At 33.5% G+C, this 17,124-nt stretch carries 17 protein-coding genes; 14 read left to right on the top strand and 3 right to left on the bottom strand.

Features of this window, described 5'->3' with window-relative positions; all coding sequences use genetic code 11:
- The first annotated feature begins 17 nt into the window (after positions 1-17).
- The 13 genes from DOK76_RS01525 (at position 18) to DOK76_RS01465 (ending at position 12,838) form a co-directional block, all read left to right on the top strand.
- A complete protein-coding gene (locus DOK76_RS01525; RefSeq protein WP_206964480.1) occupies positions 18-770 on the top strand; it encodes an ABC transporter ATP-binding protein in 753 nt (250 codons plus the stop codon).
- Positions 754-1,503 carry an ABC transporter permease gene (locus DOK76_RS01520; RefSeq protein WP_206964479.1) on the top strand — a complete coding sequence of 250 codons (750 nt, stop codon included), beginning with the start codon at positions 754-756 and terminating at the stop codon, positions 1,501-1,503. The genes DOK76_RS01525 and DOK76_RS01520 overlap by 17 nt, the downstream gene beginning before the upstream one ends.
- A 96-nt stretch (positions 1,504-1,599) precedes the next feature.
- Complete coding sequence (locus tag DOK76_RS01515; RefSeq protein WP_206964477.1) at positions 1,600-2,151, top strand: hypothetical protein; 552 nt, start codon at positions 1,600-1,602, stop codon at positions 2,149-2,151.
- Positions 2,152-2,434: 283 nt separating this feature from the next.
- Positions 2,435-3,622 carry an MFS transporter gene (locus tag DOK76_RS01510; RefSeq protein ID WP_206964475.1) on the top strand — a complete coding sequence of 396 codons (1,188 nt, stop codon included), beginning with the start codon at positions 2,435-2,437 and terminating at the stop codon, positions 3,620-3,622.
- A 96-nt stretch (positions 3,623-3,718) separates the two neighbouring features.
- On the top strand, positions 3,719-4,315 hold the full coding sequence (locus DOK76_RS01505) for a nitroreductase family protein (protein ID WP_206964473.1): 597 nt from the start codon (positions 3,719-3,721) through the stop codon (positions 4,313-4,315).
- A gap of 224 nt (positions 4,316-4,539) precedes the next feature.
- Positions 4,540-6,273 carry a carboxylesterase family protein gene (locus DOK76_RS01500; protein ID WP_206964471.1) on the top strand — a complete coding sequence of 578 codons (1,734 nt, stop codon included), beginning with the start codon at positions 4,540-4,542 and terminating at the stop codon, positions 6,271-6,273.
- Positions 6,274-6,397: 124 nt separating this feature from the next.
- On the top strand, positions 6,398-7,051 hold the full coding sequence (locus DOK76_RS01495; RefSeq protein ID WP_206964469.1) for a hypothetical protein: 654 nt from the start codon (positions 6,398-6,400) through the stop codon (positions 7,049-7,051).
- A 128-nt stretch (positions 7,052-7,179) separates the two neighbouring features.
- Positions 7,180-9,279 carry a BglG family transcription antiterminator gene (locus DOK76_RS01490; RefSeq protein WP_206964467.1) on the top strand — a complete coding sequence of 700 codons (2,100 nt, stop codon included), beginning with the start codon at positions 7,180-7,182 and terminating at the stop codon, positions 9,277-9,279.
- A 14-nt stretch (positions 9,280-9,293) separates the two neighbouring features.
- Positions 9,294-9,596 (top strand): PTS sugar transporter subunit IIB, encoded by a 303-nt coding sequence (locus DOK76_RS01485; protein ID WP_206964465.1) that lies wholly within the window; start codon positions 9,294-9,296, stop codon positions 9,594-9,596.
- A gap of 32 nt (positions 9,597-9,628) precedes the next feature.
- Positions 9,629-10,918 carry a PTS sugar transporter subunit IIC gene (locus DOK76_RS01480; RefSeq protein ID WP_206964463.1) on the top strand — a complete coding sequence of 430 codons (1,290 nt, stop codon included), beginning with the start codon at positions 9,629-9,631 and terminating at the stop codon, positions 10,916-10,918.
- 18 nt (positions 10,919-10,936) lie between these two features.
- Positions 10,937-11,332, top strand: a complete 396-nt coding sequence (locus tag DOK76_RS01475) for a tetratricopeptide repeat protein (RefSeq protein WP_206964461.1) — start codon at positions 10,937-10,939, stop codon at positions 11,330-11,332.
- Positions 11,333-11,354: 22 nt separating this feature from the next.
- Positions 11,355-12,221, top strand: coding sequence for a class II fructose-bisphosphate aldolase (locus DOK76_RS01470; protein WP_206964459.1), 867 nt, complete (start codon positions 11,355-11,357; stop codon positions 12,219-12,221).
- Positions 12,218-12,838, top strand: a complete 621-nt coding sequence (locus DOK76_RS01465; RefSeq protein WP_206964458.1) for a zeta toxin family protein — start codon at positions 12,218-12,220, stop codon at positions 12,836-12,838. The genes DOK76_RS01470 and DOK76_RS01465 overlap by 4 nt, the downstream gene beginning before the upstream one ends.
- A gap of 56 nt (positions 12,839-12,894) precedes the next feature.
- On the opposite strand, the gene DOK76_RS01460 is transcribed toward DOK76_RS01465, so the two are convergent.
- From DOK76_RS01460 to DOK76_RS01450, 3 genes are all read right to left on the bottom strand, one after another.
- The gene (locus DOK76_RS01460; protein ID WP_206964456.1) at positions 12,895-13,056 is read right to left on the bottom strand and encodes a hypothetical protein; all 162 of its coding nucleotides are present in this window, start codon (positions 13,054-13,056) and stop codon (positions 12,895-12,897) included.
- Between the two features lie 255 nt (positions 13,057-13,311).
- Complete coding sequence (locus tag DOK76_RS13075; RefSeq protein ID WP_242542164.1) at positions 13,312-14,010, bottom strand: helix-turn-helix domain-containing protein; 699 nt, start codon at positions 14,008-14,010, stop codon at positions 13,312-13,314.
- Between the two features lie 719 nt (positions 14,011-14,729).
- Positions 14,730-16,205, bottom strand: coding sequence for a bacterial Ig-like domain-containing protein (locus DOK76_RS01450; RefSeq protein WP_206964454.1), 1,476 nt, complete (start codon positions 16,203-16,205; stop codon positions 14,730-14,732).
- A 396-nt stretch (positions 16,206-16,601) separates the two neighbouring features.
- Here DOK76_RS01450 and DOK76_RS01445 point away from each other — a divergent pair, with 396 nt between their 5' ends.
- A complete protein-coding gene (locus tag DOK76_RS01445) occupies positions 16,602-17,018 on the top strand; it encodes a hypothetical protein (protein WP_206964452.1) in 417 nt (138 codons plus the stop codon).
- The last annotated feature ends 106 nt before the right edge of the window (positions 17,019-17,124 follow it).

The following is a 17,124-nucleotide window of genomic DNA, read 5'->3' as shown; positions in this document are numbered from 1 at the left end:
AGAGGAGGGGAGTCAAGATGCTAGCGATTGAAAATCTTAAAGTCTCTTATGATGGCAAAAATGTGTTAAAAGAGATTAACTTACAAGTTGATTCAAAGGAAATAATCGCTCTAATCGGGCCAAGTGGGACAGGAAAGTCTACACTCATTAATAGTGTCATGGCTCTTCACCCGATTGATTCAGGTCGTATTACTTTAAATGAGGTACCAGTTTCATCTAAAGAGATGAATTTAGCTTGGATTCCTCAAAATTACGGGTTACTTCCTTGGTTAAGTGTCGAAGGAAATATTTTATTAGGTTTAACCATTAAAAAAATCAAACAAACCCCTCAAGTGAAAGCCCAAGTAGCAGAGATTGTTGCTGAACTTAAGATAGGTGAGTTGCTTAAACAATACCCGAGTCAACTGAGTGGTGGGCAACAGCAGCGTGTCTCGATTGCTAGAGCTATGGTAATGGCCGCCGATTTGTATTTACTCGATGAGCCCTTTTCAGCTTTAGACGCCATTACAAGAGAAAACATGCAACGCTTGTTTTTAAGGGAGTGGCAGAAACAACCGGCACCAGCCATTTTGATTACTCACGATGTAGAAGAAGCCGTCTTTTTAGGGAACCGCATTGCTTTATTATCAGGCAAACCTGGTGAGATTGTGGAAATTATTGAGAACGATAGCTTCAGTATTCCAAGCGAGAAAAAAAGAGTGAGTGATACGTTTTATCAAGTGACTAAACGAGTGAGAGAGGTGCTTGATGCGTATGAAGAAATTAATTAGTTTATGGCATGGGCTACTGGCCTTTGTTATCTTAAATATATTGTGGTACTTAGCTAGTTTATGGATCAATCAAAGTATGCTACCAAGTCCTTTTGCCGTATATCAACATTTGATTGAGATGGATATGACAACACTAGGATTACACACCTATAATAGTTTGATTCGCTTATTCTGGGGTGTATTAATCGCTGTCGTTATTGGCTTTTTAGTAGGATTATTAATGGGAAGAAGTGACAGGTGGAATAAATTATTAGATCCTATGGTGTACTTGACCTATCCAATCCCAAAAATCGCCTTATTACCGATTATCATGTTGTTATTTGGTTTAGGGAATTCATCGAAAATTATCTTGATTACCTTAATCGTTGTGTTTCCTGTTATTCTGTCAGTTAGAGATGGCATTCGAGGGATACCAAGTAGCTATTACAAACATTTACATGTGCTAGGGGCTTCTAATTGGCAACAATTTCGAGTGATTACCTTGCCAGCCGGAGCAGCTTCTATTTTAAGTGCACTGCGAGTGGCTTTGGGCACAGCCATAGCAATCCTCTTTTTCACCGAAGTCTACGGGACTCAATATGGTTTGGGCTATTTCATTATGGATGCCTGGGGAAGGCTTGATTATTTAGATATGTATAGCGGTATTTTAGTGTTGAGCGCTGTGGCATTTTTACTCTTTGTCCTGATTGATGTTCTAGAAAATAAAGTCTTGAAATGGCGTAAATATGTGTAGAAAAGCGTTGAATTTAGTTGCTATAAACTAAATCCAACGCTTTTTGCTTCTTTAAATTTATTTCTATATAATGAAAGCAAGAGGAGGGGGATAAAGATGCAAAAGAAAACTATTGATTCAGTTGTGTTGGTTATTTTTATAGGATTAATAGGAGTCATATCAGGAAGCACTAATATTAAAGAGATGTTTATGTTGCTATTGCCCTTAATCTTAATTGTTGGTATTGGTCTCAATAATACATGGTCCATAAAAGTAAATTTTATGATTTTCTTTGCGATCTATTTCATTGCCTTCAGTTTTGATCCAGGTACAGTTGATTGGACGAGTTACTTACTGTATGCTATTTTGTCAGGAGCTCTGTCCTTACTTCTTAGCTTAGGTCTAGCGTCTAATCGCAAAGTCTCTAACCGAGATCCTTTAAGAGGAAGTTTGTTAAAATACTTGTATAATAAATGGCCTCAGATGTCTGGGGTAACCCTATTTTTAGTAGATAGCCTAGTTTCTTTTGGGCTACTGAGTCTATTGTTTTTCATTTTATTTCAACCACTCAAACTAAGCTTACTTGTTATTTCGGCAGTGGTTGTTTGTTATTTTTCAGCAACTGACACCTATTTCTACATTGTTAAACCGAGAAAAGAGAAATCCTAATCAGGGTTTCTTTTTTTTGTATGCTAGTCATCTGTAGAGTTGGTTCTGTTTAACCTAGGAAAAGAAAAAAATAAACTGAGAAATAGGCTTTCTTGTTGACGTTGTGTTGGATAAAACGAGAATAGATTGTTTTTTTAAAACATAAAGAGTCTACCTAGAGAAATATGACCTGAAACAGCAAATGAACAGATAAAAGAAAAAGAACTATTAACGAAAAAATGTCTTTTAATGCTTGGTGTTTTATGTTTTAATGTGATGAAAGAAAAAAAGGAGTGGATGGTTCGTGTCTAAGTATCAACGAAAAGTGTTAGTGTCAACAGCAGCAGGGATTGGTTTAGAAAATATGGATATGATGTTTTTAGCCTTTTCTTTATCATCAATTATTACCTCATTAAATATTACCAGTGTTGAGGCTGGCTTTATATCGACGATTACCAATCTAGGGATGCTTGTAGGTGGTATTTTTTTTGGGCTTTTAGCCGATAAATTTGGTCGTGTTAAGATTTTTTCATACACTGTTATTACTTTTTCTGTAGCGTCATTACTCATGATGTTTGCAACAAATGTGTATTGGGTTTACTTGTTCCGCTTCATCGCAGGGATTGGTGCTGGTGGTGAGTACGGTGCCTGTATGTCTCTTGTTTCAGAAACATTTGACAAAAAACACCTAGCTAGAGCAACATCAGTCGTAGCTATTGGAGGACAAGTAGGTGCTATTCTAGCAGCCATTTTAGCCTCACTGATTATTCCAGTATTAGGTTGGAAAATGCTTTATGTGATTGGTGTTTTACCGGTTTTATTAGTTCTTGTCATCCGTCGTGATTTAAAAGAACCAGAAGATTTTACAACAGAGGCTAAAGAAGCCAAAAAAGCTGATTTTTCTCTATTATTTAAAGGTAGAAAAACCACGTGGCAAACAATTGGCTTGTCATTAATGGTAACAGTTCAAATTGCTGGCTACTTTGGTTTAATGAATTGGTTGCCTTCTATTATGCAAAAACAATTAGGCTTATCTGTATCAGGTTCATCGCTTTGGATGATTAGCACTATTTTAGGTATGTCACTAGGTATGTTAACCTTTGGAACAATTATGGATAAATTAGGACCAAGATTATCATTTGGCTTATTCCTAATTGCTTCTTCTGCTTCAGTTTACTTATTAACTCTAGCTAAAGGTCAATGGTCATTACTTATTGCAGCAGTTATTGTGGGTTATTTTATTAATGGTATGTACGGTGGCTACGGAGCGATTATTAGCTTCCTTTACCCGACAGAAATTAGAGCAACTGCGAACAACTTTATTATGAACGTTGGACGTGCTATTGGAGGATTTTCATCAGTGGTTATCGGCTTTTTAATGGATCATTATAACCTAACAATAGTGGTAATGTTCTTATCAGTTATTTACTTAGTCAGTTTAGTTATCATGTTAAATATTCCAGGATTAAAACGCTATAAACTAGCTGATTAAAAAAGCTTACAAAAAGTGAGCAAAAATATTTACTTACTAAAAGTATGCTGGTATGATTCTTTTTGTTAATAAAAAAAGAAAAAGGATCGTGAACTTATGTCATCATTTATTCAAGCATTAAAAAATCGTCGCTCTATTTATCATTTAGGAGAAAATATCTCTTTATCACATACAGAAATCGAAGAATTAGTTAAAGAAGTTGTTAGAGAAACCCCGACTGCCTTCAATTCTCAAACACAACGCGTGGTAATTCTTTTTGGAGACTCTCATAAGCGCTTATGGAGTCTAACAGAAGAAGCCCTAAAACCTTTAACACCAGCAGAAAACTTCCCTGGAACTCAAGAAAAATTACAAGGGTTTGCAGCAGGAAAAGGAACGATTTTATTCTTTGAAGACATGGATGTTGTTAAAGGATTACAAGAGCAATTTTCTTTATACGCAGAAAACTTCCCCATCTGGTCAGAACAAGCAAGTGGTATGACTCAATCTAATGTATGGGTAGCATTGTCAGAACACAATATCGGTGCTAACTTACAACATTACAACCCAGTGATTGATGACGCCGTTGAAGAAGAATGGGCTATCCCTTCTTCATGGAAACTACGTGGACAAATGGTCTTTGGTTCGATTGAAACAGCTGCTGGAGAAAAAGAATACGCAGCAGATGACAATCGCTTCAAAGTGTTTCACTAAAAATAAGTATTATTAAAACTCTCTAGTTTATTAAACTCTAGAGAGTTTTTTGTTTTGGTTAAATAATCAAAATGACTATTAAAAAATATTGCAACCGTTTTCTTTTAATGGTATATTAAATGTACAGAATAAAATGGAATGTAACCTTTGTGGGCATAACCTGAAAATCATGTGGATCTATCCATGTGTTTTTTGGGTTTTTTATATTTTAAGGAGGATGAATTATGGTAAAAAGAAGTTCGTTTAAAGTAGGTTTTGTTTGTTTATCAGCCATACTTTTAGTTGGTTGTGGTAATGGTACTTCTACAGATACAGAAAAGGCCAAGAAAGAATCAGTCGAGAAAAAAGTAGTAGATCTAACGACAAGAGAGACAGAATTTGGGCTAATTAAAGGAAAAGAAGATGGTAAGAGTTTAGTCTGGCAAGGTATTCCTTATGGAGCGAAGACATCAGGCGACAATCGATGGAAAGCGCCTAAAGATCCAGAAAAGTGGGATAAGGTATTAGAGACAACTGCTCCTGGCGAGGTGGCTATACAAGCATCTGCTGATGGTGTAGTAGGTTCTGAAGATGCTTTAAATTTAGATGTATATCGTCCTAATAATGATAAAACAGATTTACCTGTACTTGTGTTTGTTCATGGTGGAAATAATCAATCAGGACATGCGCAGGAGATATCAGGACGTTCATTTGTAGAAACACATGATGCAATTGTGGTTAGTGTCAATTATAGATTAGGAGCATTGGGATTCAATCCATTATCAGCTATAAAAAATGGCAGTGATGAAGAAAATTCTGGAAATATTGCTTTATTAGATATTAATAAATCTTTAGATTGGGTTAAGGGAAACATTGAAGAATTTGGTGGAGATAAAGACAATGTAACAGTTTCAGGTTTCTCTGCAGGAGGACGAGACGTCATGGCGATGCTGATTTCACCTATATTTGAAGATAAATTTGATAAAGCTATCTCATTAAGTGGCGGTATGACTATTGCTGATGAAGAAAAATCGCAACAAGTCTTTGCAGAGGCAATCGCTCCTTTAGTCGTAGAAGATAAAGTTAAAGATAATGCTGAAGAGGCGGCTAAGTGGTTGTTAACGTCAGATAAAGAAGTTCATGATTACTTATATCAATTAGAAGCAGATAGGTTGAGCTCATTAATGGCTAATGCAGGGCTTCGTATGGAAGTATTTCCTCATTTATATAATGATGGTGTCGTCATTCCTAAAGAAGGCTTTGACACGAAAAAATACAATGAAGTGCCTTTGATGATGCTATCTGGAGAACAAGAATTTTCATTGTTTGGTCGATTTGATCCTTATTTTGGTGAAGCAGTGAAAGATGGAACTATTAATACAGATAAAGAGAAAGTGAATGAGTATCAGTTTGTTAATAATTATGGTGGAAAATTATATAGTTTGTTTAATGTAGAAGACTCAGCTCAAAAAATGACACCAAACTACAAGGCCCCTATCTATGGAATGGAAATCTTGTTTGGTCAAGATGAAACTGTTGTAGGAAAAGAAATGGGTGTCTTTGGCTCATTCCATGGTGTATTTGTACCACTATTAGATACAGATAGTAAAAACTATGAAGGTTTGGTAGGAAATGCTTATGACTCAAAAGGTGCTAAAGAATTAGCTAGCGTCTTCCAAAACTACGTCTATGAATTTATGAATGATGATATAGGGGGAAGTACAACGCCAACAGAGTGGAAAGAATGGCAAGCTAATAGTAAAGAAAATATTCTATTTTTAGATGCAGATAAAGGAAAAGCTTCAGCAACAATGGGAAGTAAAGAATTTGATTATAACCAAGTATTAGATGACATGGCTAAAGATGAGACTCTTTCAACTGAGAAGAAAGAGGAGTTGTCAAAAAATATTTTAAATGGTCGCTGGTTTAGTTATGAACTAGATAAGAAAAATAATAATTTATCTAATTTTTACAAATAAAAAAAGGCTACAATTCTCTGAAATAGAGGATTGTAGCTTTTTTAATCTAGAATAAAGCTAAGGTAGCCTCTAGGTAGATTTTTGATAGAATAGAGTTAAAGATAAAAAAAGAGAGGTAAGTCCAATGACTCAGTTATTAAAACAGATAAAGTATCGCTTGGACCCTAAAAAAGGTCAGCCAGTAGAAGTTATTCACCAGGATAAAGTAGTAAGGTTGAGCTGGTGCTATTCAGATGTTTTATATTCATTTTTGGGTATCTACACATTAGGTGTCCACTGCGTTTGCCACGTAGGGAAGAAAGAATCTAGTGATTCGCAATTGTTTGCTACAAAAGAAGAAAATGATGATTATATTTACTATGTAACAAATGGAAAAAGGTATCGCCAAAGGTTATATAGTCATAACTATATGTTAAGTAACTTTAGGAATTATCATGAACTAAATGAGTTAGCAGAAATGACTAGATTTATAGATAACTATGAATCTTTTGGAAACCTTATTAATGTGTGGCCTGGCTGTAATGCTCATAAAGGACAATTTAATTGTTTGGATATACCAGAAGTATATTTCAACAATAAGAAAATAAAACCTGTTAGTCATTTATTTTATAAAGAAATGACTGATGGATTAGACTTGTCTTTCTTAGATGAAGATAATAAGTATTGCTCAATGGTGATGGATGATTTTTTTAATATGACTAAAGAGGAGTACATAGAATTTTTAACATACATTAATACTCAAATAGAAAGTAGAACAGAGCATTACTCGAGTATATAAATGCTATTGATAGGATGATTGTTAATTGAATAGGTTAGAGTGTTTATTTTTTCCATTATTTATGGAAGACATATGCACTTTTTTATTTGTAAGCGCAAACATATAATTGAATAAAGGAGATTACTATTATGAGAGTCAGAACAATAATGTTGCTAAAAAAGTTATTGTCGAGCCCATATCCAATTAGTACAAAGTCTTTAAGTAACATGTTTAATGTGAGCATTAGAACCATTCATAATTCAATTATGGAAGCAAATGACTACTTGGCAGGATTGGGCTTAGAGACTATTAAAAATGTGAGAGGAAAGGGAGTGTGCATTAGAGTTTCAACAAAAGAAAGAAGTCATATGATTGAAAATATTTTTAAAGATGGCTACTTTTTTTTAGAGAAAGAAGAAAGAGAACTCGATTTGTTGTTATCATTTGGGTTTTCTGGTAGTCCTGTTTTTTTGAATAAAAAAGAAAATGAATTTTCAGTGTCGAAAAGTACAATTGATGAAGACATGAGACGTTTAAGAAAACAGATGGGTAAGTACAATATAGAGATAGTTAGTAATGGAAAAAAAGGTTGTGCATTTGAAGGTTCTGAAAGATCTATAAGAACAATGTTATTTGATGTTATAAAAAAAGAAATAGAGATTGTTAATTTTCAAAGTGATTTTTTTGGTCAATTATCGATTAATCGAAAAATACTAAATAATTACATCAGTGATAGTGATATAAATAAGGTCTTTGATATTTTTGATAGTCATTTTGACACAATGGGAGACGAATTGTATAAGAAGCAGATAGTCTTATTTACATTGATATGGATTTATCGATTAAAGAAAAAAGAAACCATAGGATTGATTAACTGGGGTATTATGGACGACACAGATGAAGAAGTAGATACAAAAGATTATATCGCATCCATCATTGATGCGTTTAATTTAGAAGTAAGCATTATAGAAAAAGAGTACTTAACGTTTATCATTACATCTTTAAATACAGATAGTCCAGATACATCGGTGAATTGGGTCAATTCTCAAATTATAACAATTAATTTAATGCAATTTGTTGAGGAGACTACAGGTATTCCTTTCCATAAAAAAGAAGAGGCACTATATGAATCCTTATTCGAACATATTCATTTAATGATTGCTCGTCTAAAAAGTGGTGTACAGGTTTTTAATCCAATTTTAGAAAGTATTAAAAAAAATTATAGTGAAATATACACAGCAGTACAACAATATAAACCTAATATTGAGGCTGTCATCGATGCTAAGATTTCTGAAAGTGAGATCTCGTTTTTAGCTATTCATTTTTCTACTATATATACCTATCTAAGAGAAGAAAGTAGTTTAAGTTATAAATGCTTAGTTGTTTGTAATCACGGGATAGCCACTAGTAATTTATTAGCCGCAAACTTGAAAAAGAATTTCCCAGAAGTTGATATTGTCGCAGTTATTGGCTCAAGAGATGTATCTGTTATAGAGAAGTTAGATGTGGATTTAGTTTTTTCTACATCGTCTATTGATATTAGTGAAAAACCTTTAATAGTAGTTGATCCGATAATTACAGAGGATAGTTTAATAATCATTAAGGAATTTTTAGATGATAACATTCAATTTGGTAGGTTAAAAATAAATACGGATAGTTACACTAATTTATTTAATGAAATAGTTTCTTTAATTGATAAGAGGCAATCTTTTTTTAATGAGGATGATTACAAAAAACTTCAAACTCTATTTAAAAGTAATGGATTAAAAATAAATTTAGAGGAGATTCAACCAATGTTAAAAGATAAATTGAATGACAGTCATATTATTATGAATGCCACAACAGATAGCTGGGAAAATGCCATTGAAATAGTTTCTAAACCTTTGTTAGATGAAGGGATTATAACTCAAGATTATGTGAATGCCATGATTGATTCAGTGAAAGAACATGGGCCATATATTGTTATAGGAAAAAATTTAGCATTGGCTCATGCACGCCCAGAAGATGGTGTTAATGAGTTAGGAATCAGTGTATTAAAATTAAAGGAACCTGTTGAGTTTGGTAATGAAGAAATGGATCCTGTCAGCTTAGTTTTTTGTTTAGCAGCGACAGATTCATATTCACACTTAAATATTATGAAAGAACTGGTTTCTTTGATAAACGATGAAGATCGATTAGATAAGCTTCTTTCAGTGGATTCAACAGAAGAGTTCAAACATATTTTATTTGAAAGTGAACTAAAAAAATAGAGGGGATGGTTAGTATGAAAAAGTTAAATATTTTATTTGTATGTGGAGCAGGTTTGGGAAGTAGTTTGGCAGCACAAATGTCAACGGAAGATGTATTAAATAAATTAGGGGTGGAGGCTAATTTGGATCATGTGGATATTTCATCAGCTGTATCGATGAAATCTGACATTATTATTACAGCAGAGAATTTCCGAAGTCAGTTTGAAAAATTTACTTTAGACGCTAATACGTCAATGGTCTACTTAAAAAATATTGTATCCAAAGTGGAGATAGAGGAAAAACTATCACCTGTGTTAAAGGAAAAGGGAAGTCTTTAATTTAAAATTAATTAAAAAAGGGGAATGTTATTATGTCGGTTATTAATTTTATTATAGATAATATACTCACTCAAGCATCTATAACCATTGCTTTAATTGCAATGCTAGGATTGATTCTTCAGAAAAAATCTCCAGGTCAGGTTATCTCGGGTTCATTAAAGACGTTATTAGGTTTTCAAGTTCTTAGTGCTGGTTCAAGTATCATTGTTGGAAGCTTAACGTATTTTGGTGAAATATTTACAGAAGGTTTTAATATGCAAGGAATTATCCCTTCTATTGAAGCAATCAATGGTCAAGCGATGAATGAATTAGGGTTAGGACGGGATATTGCGTTAACATTTTTAGCTATATTTATCTTCAACATACTAATCGCTAGATTTACAAAATGGAAATATATTTTCTTAACAGGACAAGCAATTCTATGGATGGCGACAATGACAACTGTTTTTGGATTCTTTATTGGCTTACGAGGGTTGCCATTAATTATTGTAGGAGGCTTTATTGGTGGTGTATTTGCTGTGGCAATGCCTGCAATTGCTCAACCAATTATTAGAAAAGTAACAGGATCAGATGATATCGCATTAGGACATTTTTGTACCATTGGCTACTTATTTGAAGCAGGAGTTGCTTGGTTAACAGGGGAACGTGGAGAAAACAAAAAATCAATTGAAGACATCAAATTACCAAAATCATTTGAATTTTTACAAGATACCTATCTATCAGTAATGGTAGTAATGGTTCCTTTGTATATCATTACAGCTATTTTCGCTGGCGAAGAATTTGGGGCAACGCTAGCAGGTAATCAAAACTATATTATGTTTGCTTTTATGCAAGCAATTCAATTTGTTGTAGGTGTTTACGTCTTACTATCAGGTGTTAGGTTGTTATTAGGTGAAATTGTTCCTGCATTTAGAGGGATTGCAATGAAACTAGTACCAGATGCAATTCCAGCATTAGATTGTCCAGTCTTTTTCCCATACAGTCCAAATGCAGTTATTTTAGGATTCATCACGACTACAATAGGAACTGTAATAGCTATGTTTGTCTTACCGACTTTTGGTTTAGCAATGATTTTGCCAGGAATGCTAACAAACTTCTTTGCCGGAGGTACAGCAGGTATTTTTGGTAACGCAGTAGGAGGGCGAAGAGGAGCTATTATAGGTGGAATAGCACATGGTTTCTTCATCACATTGTTGCCAGCTCTATTAGTTGGCATATTCAATAGTATGGGATTCATAAATGCCACTGCTACTGACGTAGATACTGTGGCAGTAGCGCTATTATACGCTTGGCTATTAGGACCTATACTAAAAAAATTCTAAAAAGGTGTGAGTTGATTTATGTTAAATTTTTTTAAAAAGAAGCCTAAAGCAAAGGTCAAAAGTGAACCTGTTTTATCAGATGATGAGAAAAAATCAATAGAGAAGAAGTTATTAGAACTAATGAGCGACCTTAAGAAAATCCCTGAGGAAGAAAAAAAAGAAAAAGCTATTTTCTATGAACAAGTTGGTTTGCTTCAAGGGGAACTTAATCAAGTAGATGAAGCAATTAATTCGTTAGAGAAGAGCTTAGCTTATCAACTATCAATTGGTGATGGTTATAAAAAATTGATGAGCTTATACAATAAAAAGAGAGCAGAGTCTGCTAGGAATGGTGACGACGCAGGAATCAATTACTATATGGACAAAATGGATGAAATGAGACAGATAGCCAAAAAAGTTACTTTAAGTAGATAAGTAAAGAAAGAAGGATGTCACGGTGTATAAAACGTTAAAGGAAGTAACAGAAGTAGCGGAACAGTTGAATTTTACAGTAGGAGCTTTTAATACTCATAATCTAGAAATGCTACCGGGAATGTTAAGAGCAGCAAAAGAGATGGGATCCCCAATTATAATTCAAACAAGTATAGATACAGCAAAATACATTGGATATAATGTTTTGGTCAATACAGTAAAAACAATTGCGGATGAAGAGATGGTTGATGCGGTGTTACATCTGGATCATGCTAGAGACTTCAATGAAATAAAGGCAGCTATTGATGCCGGCTATTCATCTGTTATGTATGACGGTTCTCATTTACCATTTAAAGAAAATATATTAAAAACACGTGCAGTAGTAGAATATGCGCACGCTAAAGGTGTATCAGTTGAAGGTGAGTTAGGAACAATTGGAGGAACTGAAGAAGGCATTCATGTGGCTGAAAATGATAAGGTTTATACAAAACCTGAAGATGCAGTAGAATTTGTAAAAGCTACTGGTGTAGATGCTTTAGCAATTGCTATTGGGACTAACCATGGACAATACAAATCAAAAACAGAAGTTAATATTCCACTGTTAAAAGAAATCCATTCAGTTGTAGACGTACCACTTGTTATTCATGGAGGAACAGGAGTCAAAGAGGAAGATTATCCAGAATTAATCAATAACGGTATCCGTAAATTTAATGTAGGAACAGAACTGTTAGTTAATTGGACAAAAACCGCTAAAGAAACATTTGGCACTACAGCTGACAATAAATCATTGAGATACAACATTATTCCTGCTAATGAAGCTGTAGACGATGTCATAAAACATAAAATAAAACTATTTCTTAATTTAGACGCATCAACTAATATAAAAAAATGAAAAAAGAAAAATTTCTGATTTTATTAGCGGGTAGTCCAGGAACAGGGAAATCATACTTGATGAATTTAATACAAAAAAAAATTGGAGATATGTATGTCATCACACCTGATGAGATTAAGGTATACTATGCTGAAAGTATAGGGTTTGAAAGTTTAGAAGAAAGAGCGATTCAAGAAAAAGAAAAAGTCTGGCCGTTCTTTTATAAAGCTTTAGACATGTATATGGAAGCAGGTAAAAAAGTTGTAGCTTCAGAATACCCATTTAGCAACAAACAAAAAGTCAAATTGGAGAACCTCTCTAAAAAATATGACTATCAAGTTATCACAATTAGATTAGTAGCAGACTTTGAAACATTATGGAATAGAAGATACACGAGAGATAGAGATTCCAGTAGACATTTAAGTTATGTTATGAAAAAGTATCATTATGGGGATACATTAAGTGATATGGAACAAGCAACAAGTCATATAACCAAAGAAGAGTTTCATCAAATTGTGACGGATAGAAAATATGATAAATTTGAATTAGGATTGGTGTATGAAATAGATGTTAGTGATTATTCTCAAGTGAATTATGATGAATTATTGCTAACATTAAGTAGTATTATAAACAAATAAAAAGGACTACAATTCTCTGAAATAGAGGGTTGTAGCCCTTTTAATCTAGAATAAGGTTAGTAAGAAATAGCGTAGTATAAAACATATACCCAACTTAAAATCCCGTGGAAAATAGCCCAAGGGATACTATGCCAAGCAGTATAGGAAATGACCATAGCTAATGCACTACCAAAACTAACTCCAGTCGTCACAGCTTTTCTTGAATACTCTTTGTTCATCAGTTCTCACCTCTTTTATATACCAAGATAAATATAGAACTAGTTTGATTTGTATTAGTTTAACTTTTCTTAAAACATAATTCACAGAAAAGAAATAATGTCGCTATGAATTATTCACAAGATGACAGTATTATATAAGCATACCAACAAAACAACCCTAACAAAAACAAACTTTTTCATTTTATTTACTCCTCCAAAGTAAATAAACAAACTCCTTTTTAGCTACTAGTTCATTGAACTAGTAGCTTTTTTATCCTATCCCAAATGAATAGCTCGTTTTTCCTCTTCATAAACTAAAGCTATTAGAAATAAAAAACTAACTACTAAAGGTTCCATAGGCTCATTTAAACAGGTAAATCTAAACGTAAAATGATTGTTATCACTTGTGACGACAACGTTAGAAATTGTTTCGCCATTTCTAACAACAGCAAAAGTCTCTCCTAAAAAATGTCCCCCAATGCTTAAATCTTCTCCTTTTATTTTATAAACACTTTTGAATTGTTCCATGTCTTTAATGATCGAGATGTCATTCCAATGATCAAGCTTTAGAAACAGACGAGGCAGGTCATACATACCAAAGCTATAGCGTTTTCGCTTAATTGAAGCAATCTGTTTATTTGTCTGATCTGTTAGTAAATATTTTCTTTGAGTGGGTAGAGTGCTCGCTTCTTGCATACGGTAACAAGTTATTCCTTCTTCGTTTGTTACATCAAATACTTCGTCACTTTTTTTCAATGTGAATTGTTGCTTGTTTTCTTTTTGTAACATATGCTTGTCCTCCCTTAATAAATGATCGAGAGAGATATCAAATAAATCACTAATTAAAACAATTGTTTCCAAATCAGGTGTGTTTCTACCGACTTCCCAACTGGAAACAGTGGAGCGGGACACATGTAATAAAGTTGCTAGATGTTCTTGATTCCATTGGTCATGATATCTTCCTCTCACTTTCATTATCGTCTGAAGACTGGATAAAACAAGCTGTTTAACATGCCAATCTATGATACTTATTGTATCATGTTATGTTTAATCCGTATAATCAGACATGATATAATTAATTGAAGAATAAAAAAATGCAGGAGTGATTAAAATGAGGTGGATACTTGGTGCAATTACAGTTGTTTGCTTATTTGGCAGTCTCTCTAGATTAACCCCTAATATAATGTGGAATGATCCTACTTATTTTTTTAGGAAAAATAAAAGCGGCTATTTGAAGTTTAGCAACACATTTAGAGGGACATATTTATTGATGATAGGGAGTATATCGCTCTTATTGTTCCTGTTGAGTTTCTTTATGACAATTCCTTTAACTGATGGCTCTCTGTTTTTAATCTTTCTCATGTGTGTCTTGGTGGGACGGTTATCATTAGAGTGGAAATGGAGGCAACTAAAAGAGTAAGCTCTTTAACTTTTCTTAAAAAATAATTCATAAAAAAGAAATAATGTGGTTATTAATAATTCACAGACAGACAGTATTATATAAGCATACCAACAAAACAACCCTAACAAAAACAAACTTTTTCATTTTTATTTACTCCTCCAAAGTAAATAAAACAAACTCCTTTTTAGCCACTAGTTCATTGAACTGGTGGCTTTTTTATGTTTCAGAAAGAAAGAGCCTTATCAACAGAGAGTTAGCTGTTGATAAGGCTCTAATTAGGGGATTCTATTGTTTATGGTTCCTTCTTCTTTAATTTGCTAGCAACTATTAAAAAGACACCAACAACGATTATGAATCCAATAGCAACCATAGAGCCACTGATACTTTCACCTGTTTGAGGCAATAGTTTTTTAGGAGGTGTTGTCTTTCCTTTGTCAGTCGATTTATTAGCCACTGTGATAGTCGCAACAGCGGACTTGTCTTGGTAAGTGTACGTTACTTTGTAAGATCCCGGTACGTTCGTGTCAACTTTTCCTTCAACTTTAATATCTTTTTCAACATCTTTCCAAGTAAGGTTAACACCGCTTGTTAACATGACGTGATTAAAATTATCTTTAGCTTCCCACTTACTACCAGTAGTGATGGTACTGTCCTTTACGGAAACTTGTTGAACTTTGATAACTTCCATATCTTTGACAATAATGGTAGCAGTACTAGAGATGTCTTGGTATGTGTATGTCACTTTATAAGTACCAGGAATATTAGTATCAACGTTACCATCAACTTTAATGTCTTTTTCAACATCTTTCCAGGTAAGGTTAATGCCACTTGTTAACATGACGTGATTGAAGTTATCTTTAGCTTCCCACCTACTACCAGTAGAGATTGTGCTGTCTTTGACAGCTACTTCTTGAACTTTGATAACTTCCATATCCTTGACAATAATCGTAGCAGTAGCTGATTTGTCTTGATATGTATACGTTACTTTGTAAGTCCCAGGAATGTTGGTATCAACTTTCCCATCGATTTTACTGTCTTTTTCAACATCTTTCCAAGTAAGATTAATGCCGCTCGTTAACATGACATGATTAAAATTATCTTCAGCTGTCCACATACTACCCGTAGCAATCGTGCTATCTTTAACAGAAATCTCTTGAATCTTAATGACTTCCACGTCTTTAACAACAATAGTAGAGGTAGCCGATTTGTCTTGGTAAGTGTATTTTACTTTGTAAGTTCCAGGGATATTAGTATCAACTTTCCCTTCAGTTTTGATGTCCTTTTCGACATCTTTCCAAGTAAGATTAATACCACTAGTTAGTGTAATATTCTTAAAGTTATCCTTAGGAGTCCATTTACTACCCGTAGCAATTGTACTGTCTTTAACAGTTATTTCTTGAATTTTAATGACTTCCATATCTTTGACAACGATAGTGGAAGTAGCGGATTTGTCTTGGTAAGTGTATGTTACTTTATAAGTTCCGGGGATACTGGTATCAACTTTTCCTTCAATTTTGATGTCTTTTTCAACATCTTTCCAAGTAAGGTTAACACCTGTAGTTAGCGTAATTTGATTAAAGTTATCCTTAGCTTCCCACTTACTACCAGTAGCAATCGTACTGTCTTTAACGGAAATGTCTTGAGTTGCTACAACCTCCAATTGATCAATAGTTGTTACCATTTGGGTGCCGGAATAAGCATTTACAGTTGCGGGAGCTACAATGGACAGAAGAAACAGAAAACCGATGACTAGTCTAACTCTTTTCATTTCGCTCACCCCTTTATTATTATATATCTATTATAACATTCAAGGGTAAAACTTAATATTAAAACCGTTAAAAACGATTTAAAATAATGATATAGGTATACATGTTTCTTATTATGCGATTATATTGTTTTAAAAGTTGTTATAACGTTTTTTGTCACAAAATTTAATGGTATAATGCGTATTTTAAAAAAGGAGATATTAACATAAATAAGTTGATTATCTCAATACTAGTTGAATCTAATCCTGAAAAAAATAAGGAATAGTTAGTTTTAAGGCATCCTTATCTAAAGGAGAAGATTGTGATATTTACTCTAAAATCATATTGATAAAGGTTATTATGTTAAAATAATATGGACTACTGTTAGAATATACAGTTAAGAAAAAGGGAGTTAGTATATGTTGACAACTTATCTGAAAAAGTTTAATAAGACTTATTTATTGGTATTTGTTTTAGTTTGTGTGCTAGATGTGATTGTATCATTGGTCATATTAAATGGGGAGTTTCATGTGAGTGAGTTATTCAGTAGAATGTTAGCCTACTCGGTTGCTATTGCCGAAATACCTTTAGTCATTGCGGCCCAAAAAGCTGACTTAGACGAAGACACCACAATCATTTATTTTCTGTGTAGTCTGGTAGGTTGTGCCTTTCTGTTGGGTTTATTAAAAGAGACAATCAGTCTCCTACTTTTAGGTGAATCTATAGTTAATCCTTATGAACAATGGATGACTATCTGCATAACCATGGTTGCTTTATTAGCTAGTATCATTTTGCTAGTTAGAACAATCAACAAAATGATTCGTCATAAAAAATAGAGTTAAGAATGAAAAAGAGGCTGACATTTGAGTCAGCCTCTCAGACTGTAGACAAAGTATCATATTTTTGATACTTTTTGTTTTTTTCTTGGTAAAATAGAGAAAA

Source organism: Candidatus Vagococcus giribetii (genome assembly GCF_017316185.1).
GTDB classification, from domain to species: Bacteria; Bacillota; Bacilli; order Lactobacillales; family Vagococcaceae; genus Vagococcus; species Vagococcus giribetii.
The sequence above is the reverse complement of the archived record's forward strand: the minus strand, read 5'-3'. Positions and strand labels throughout refer to the sequence as shown.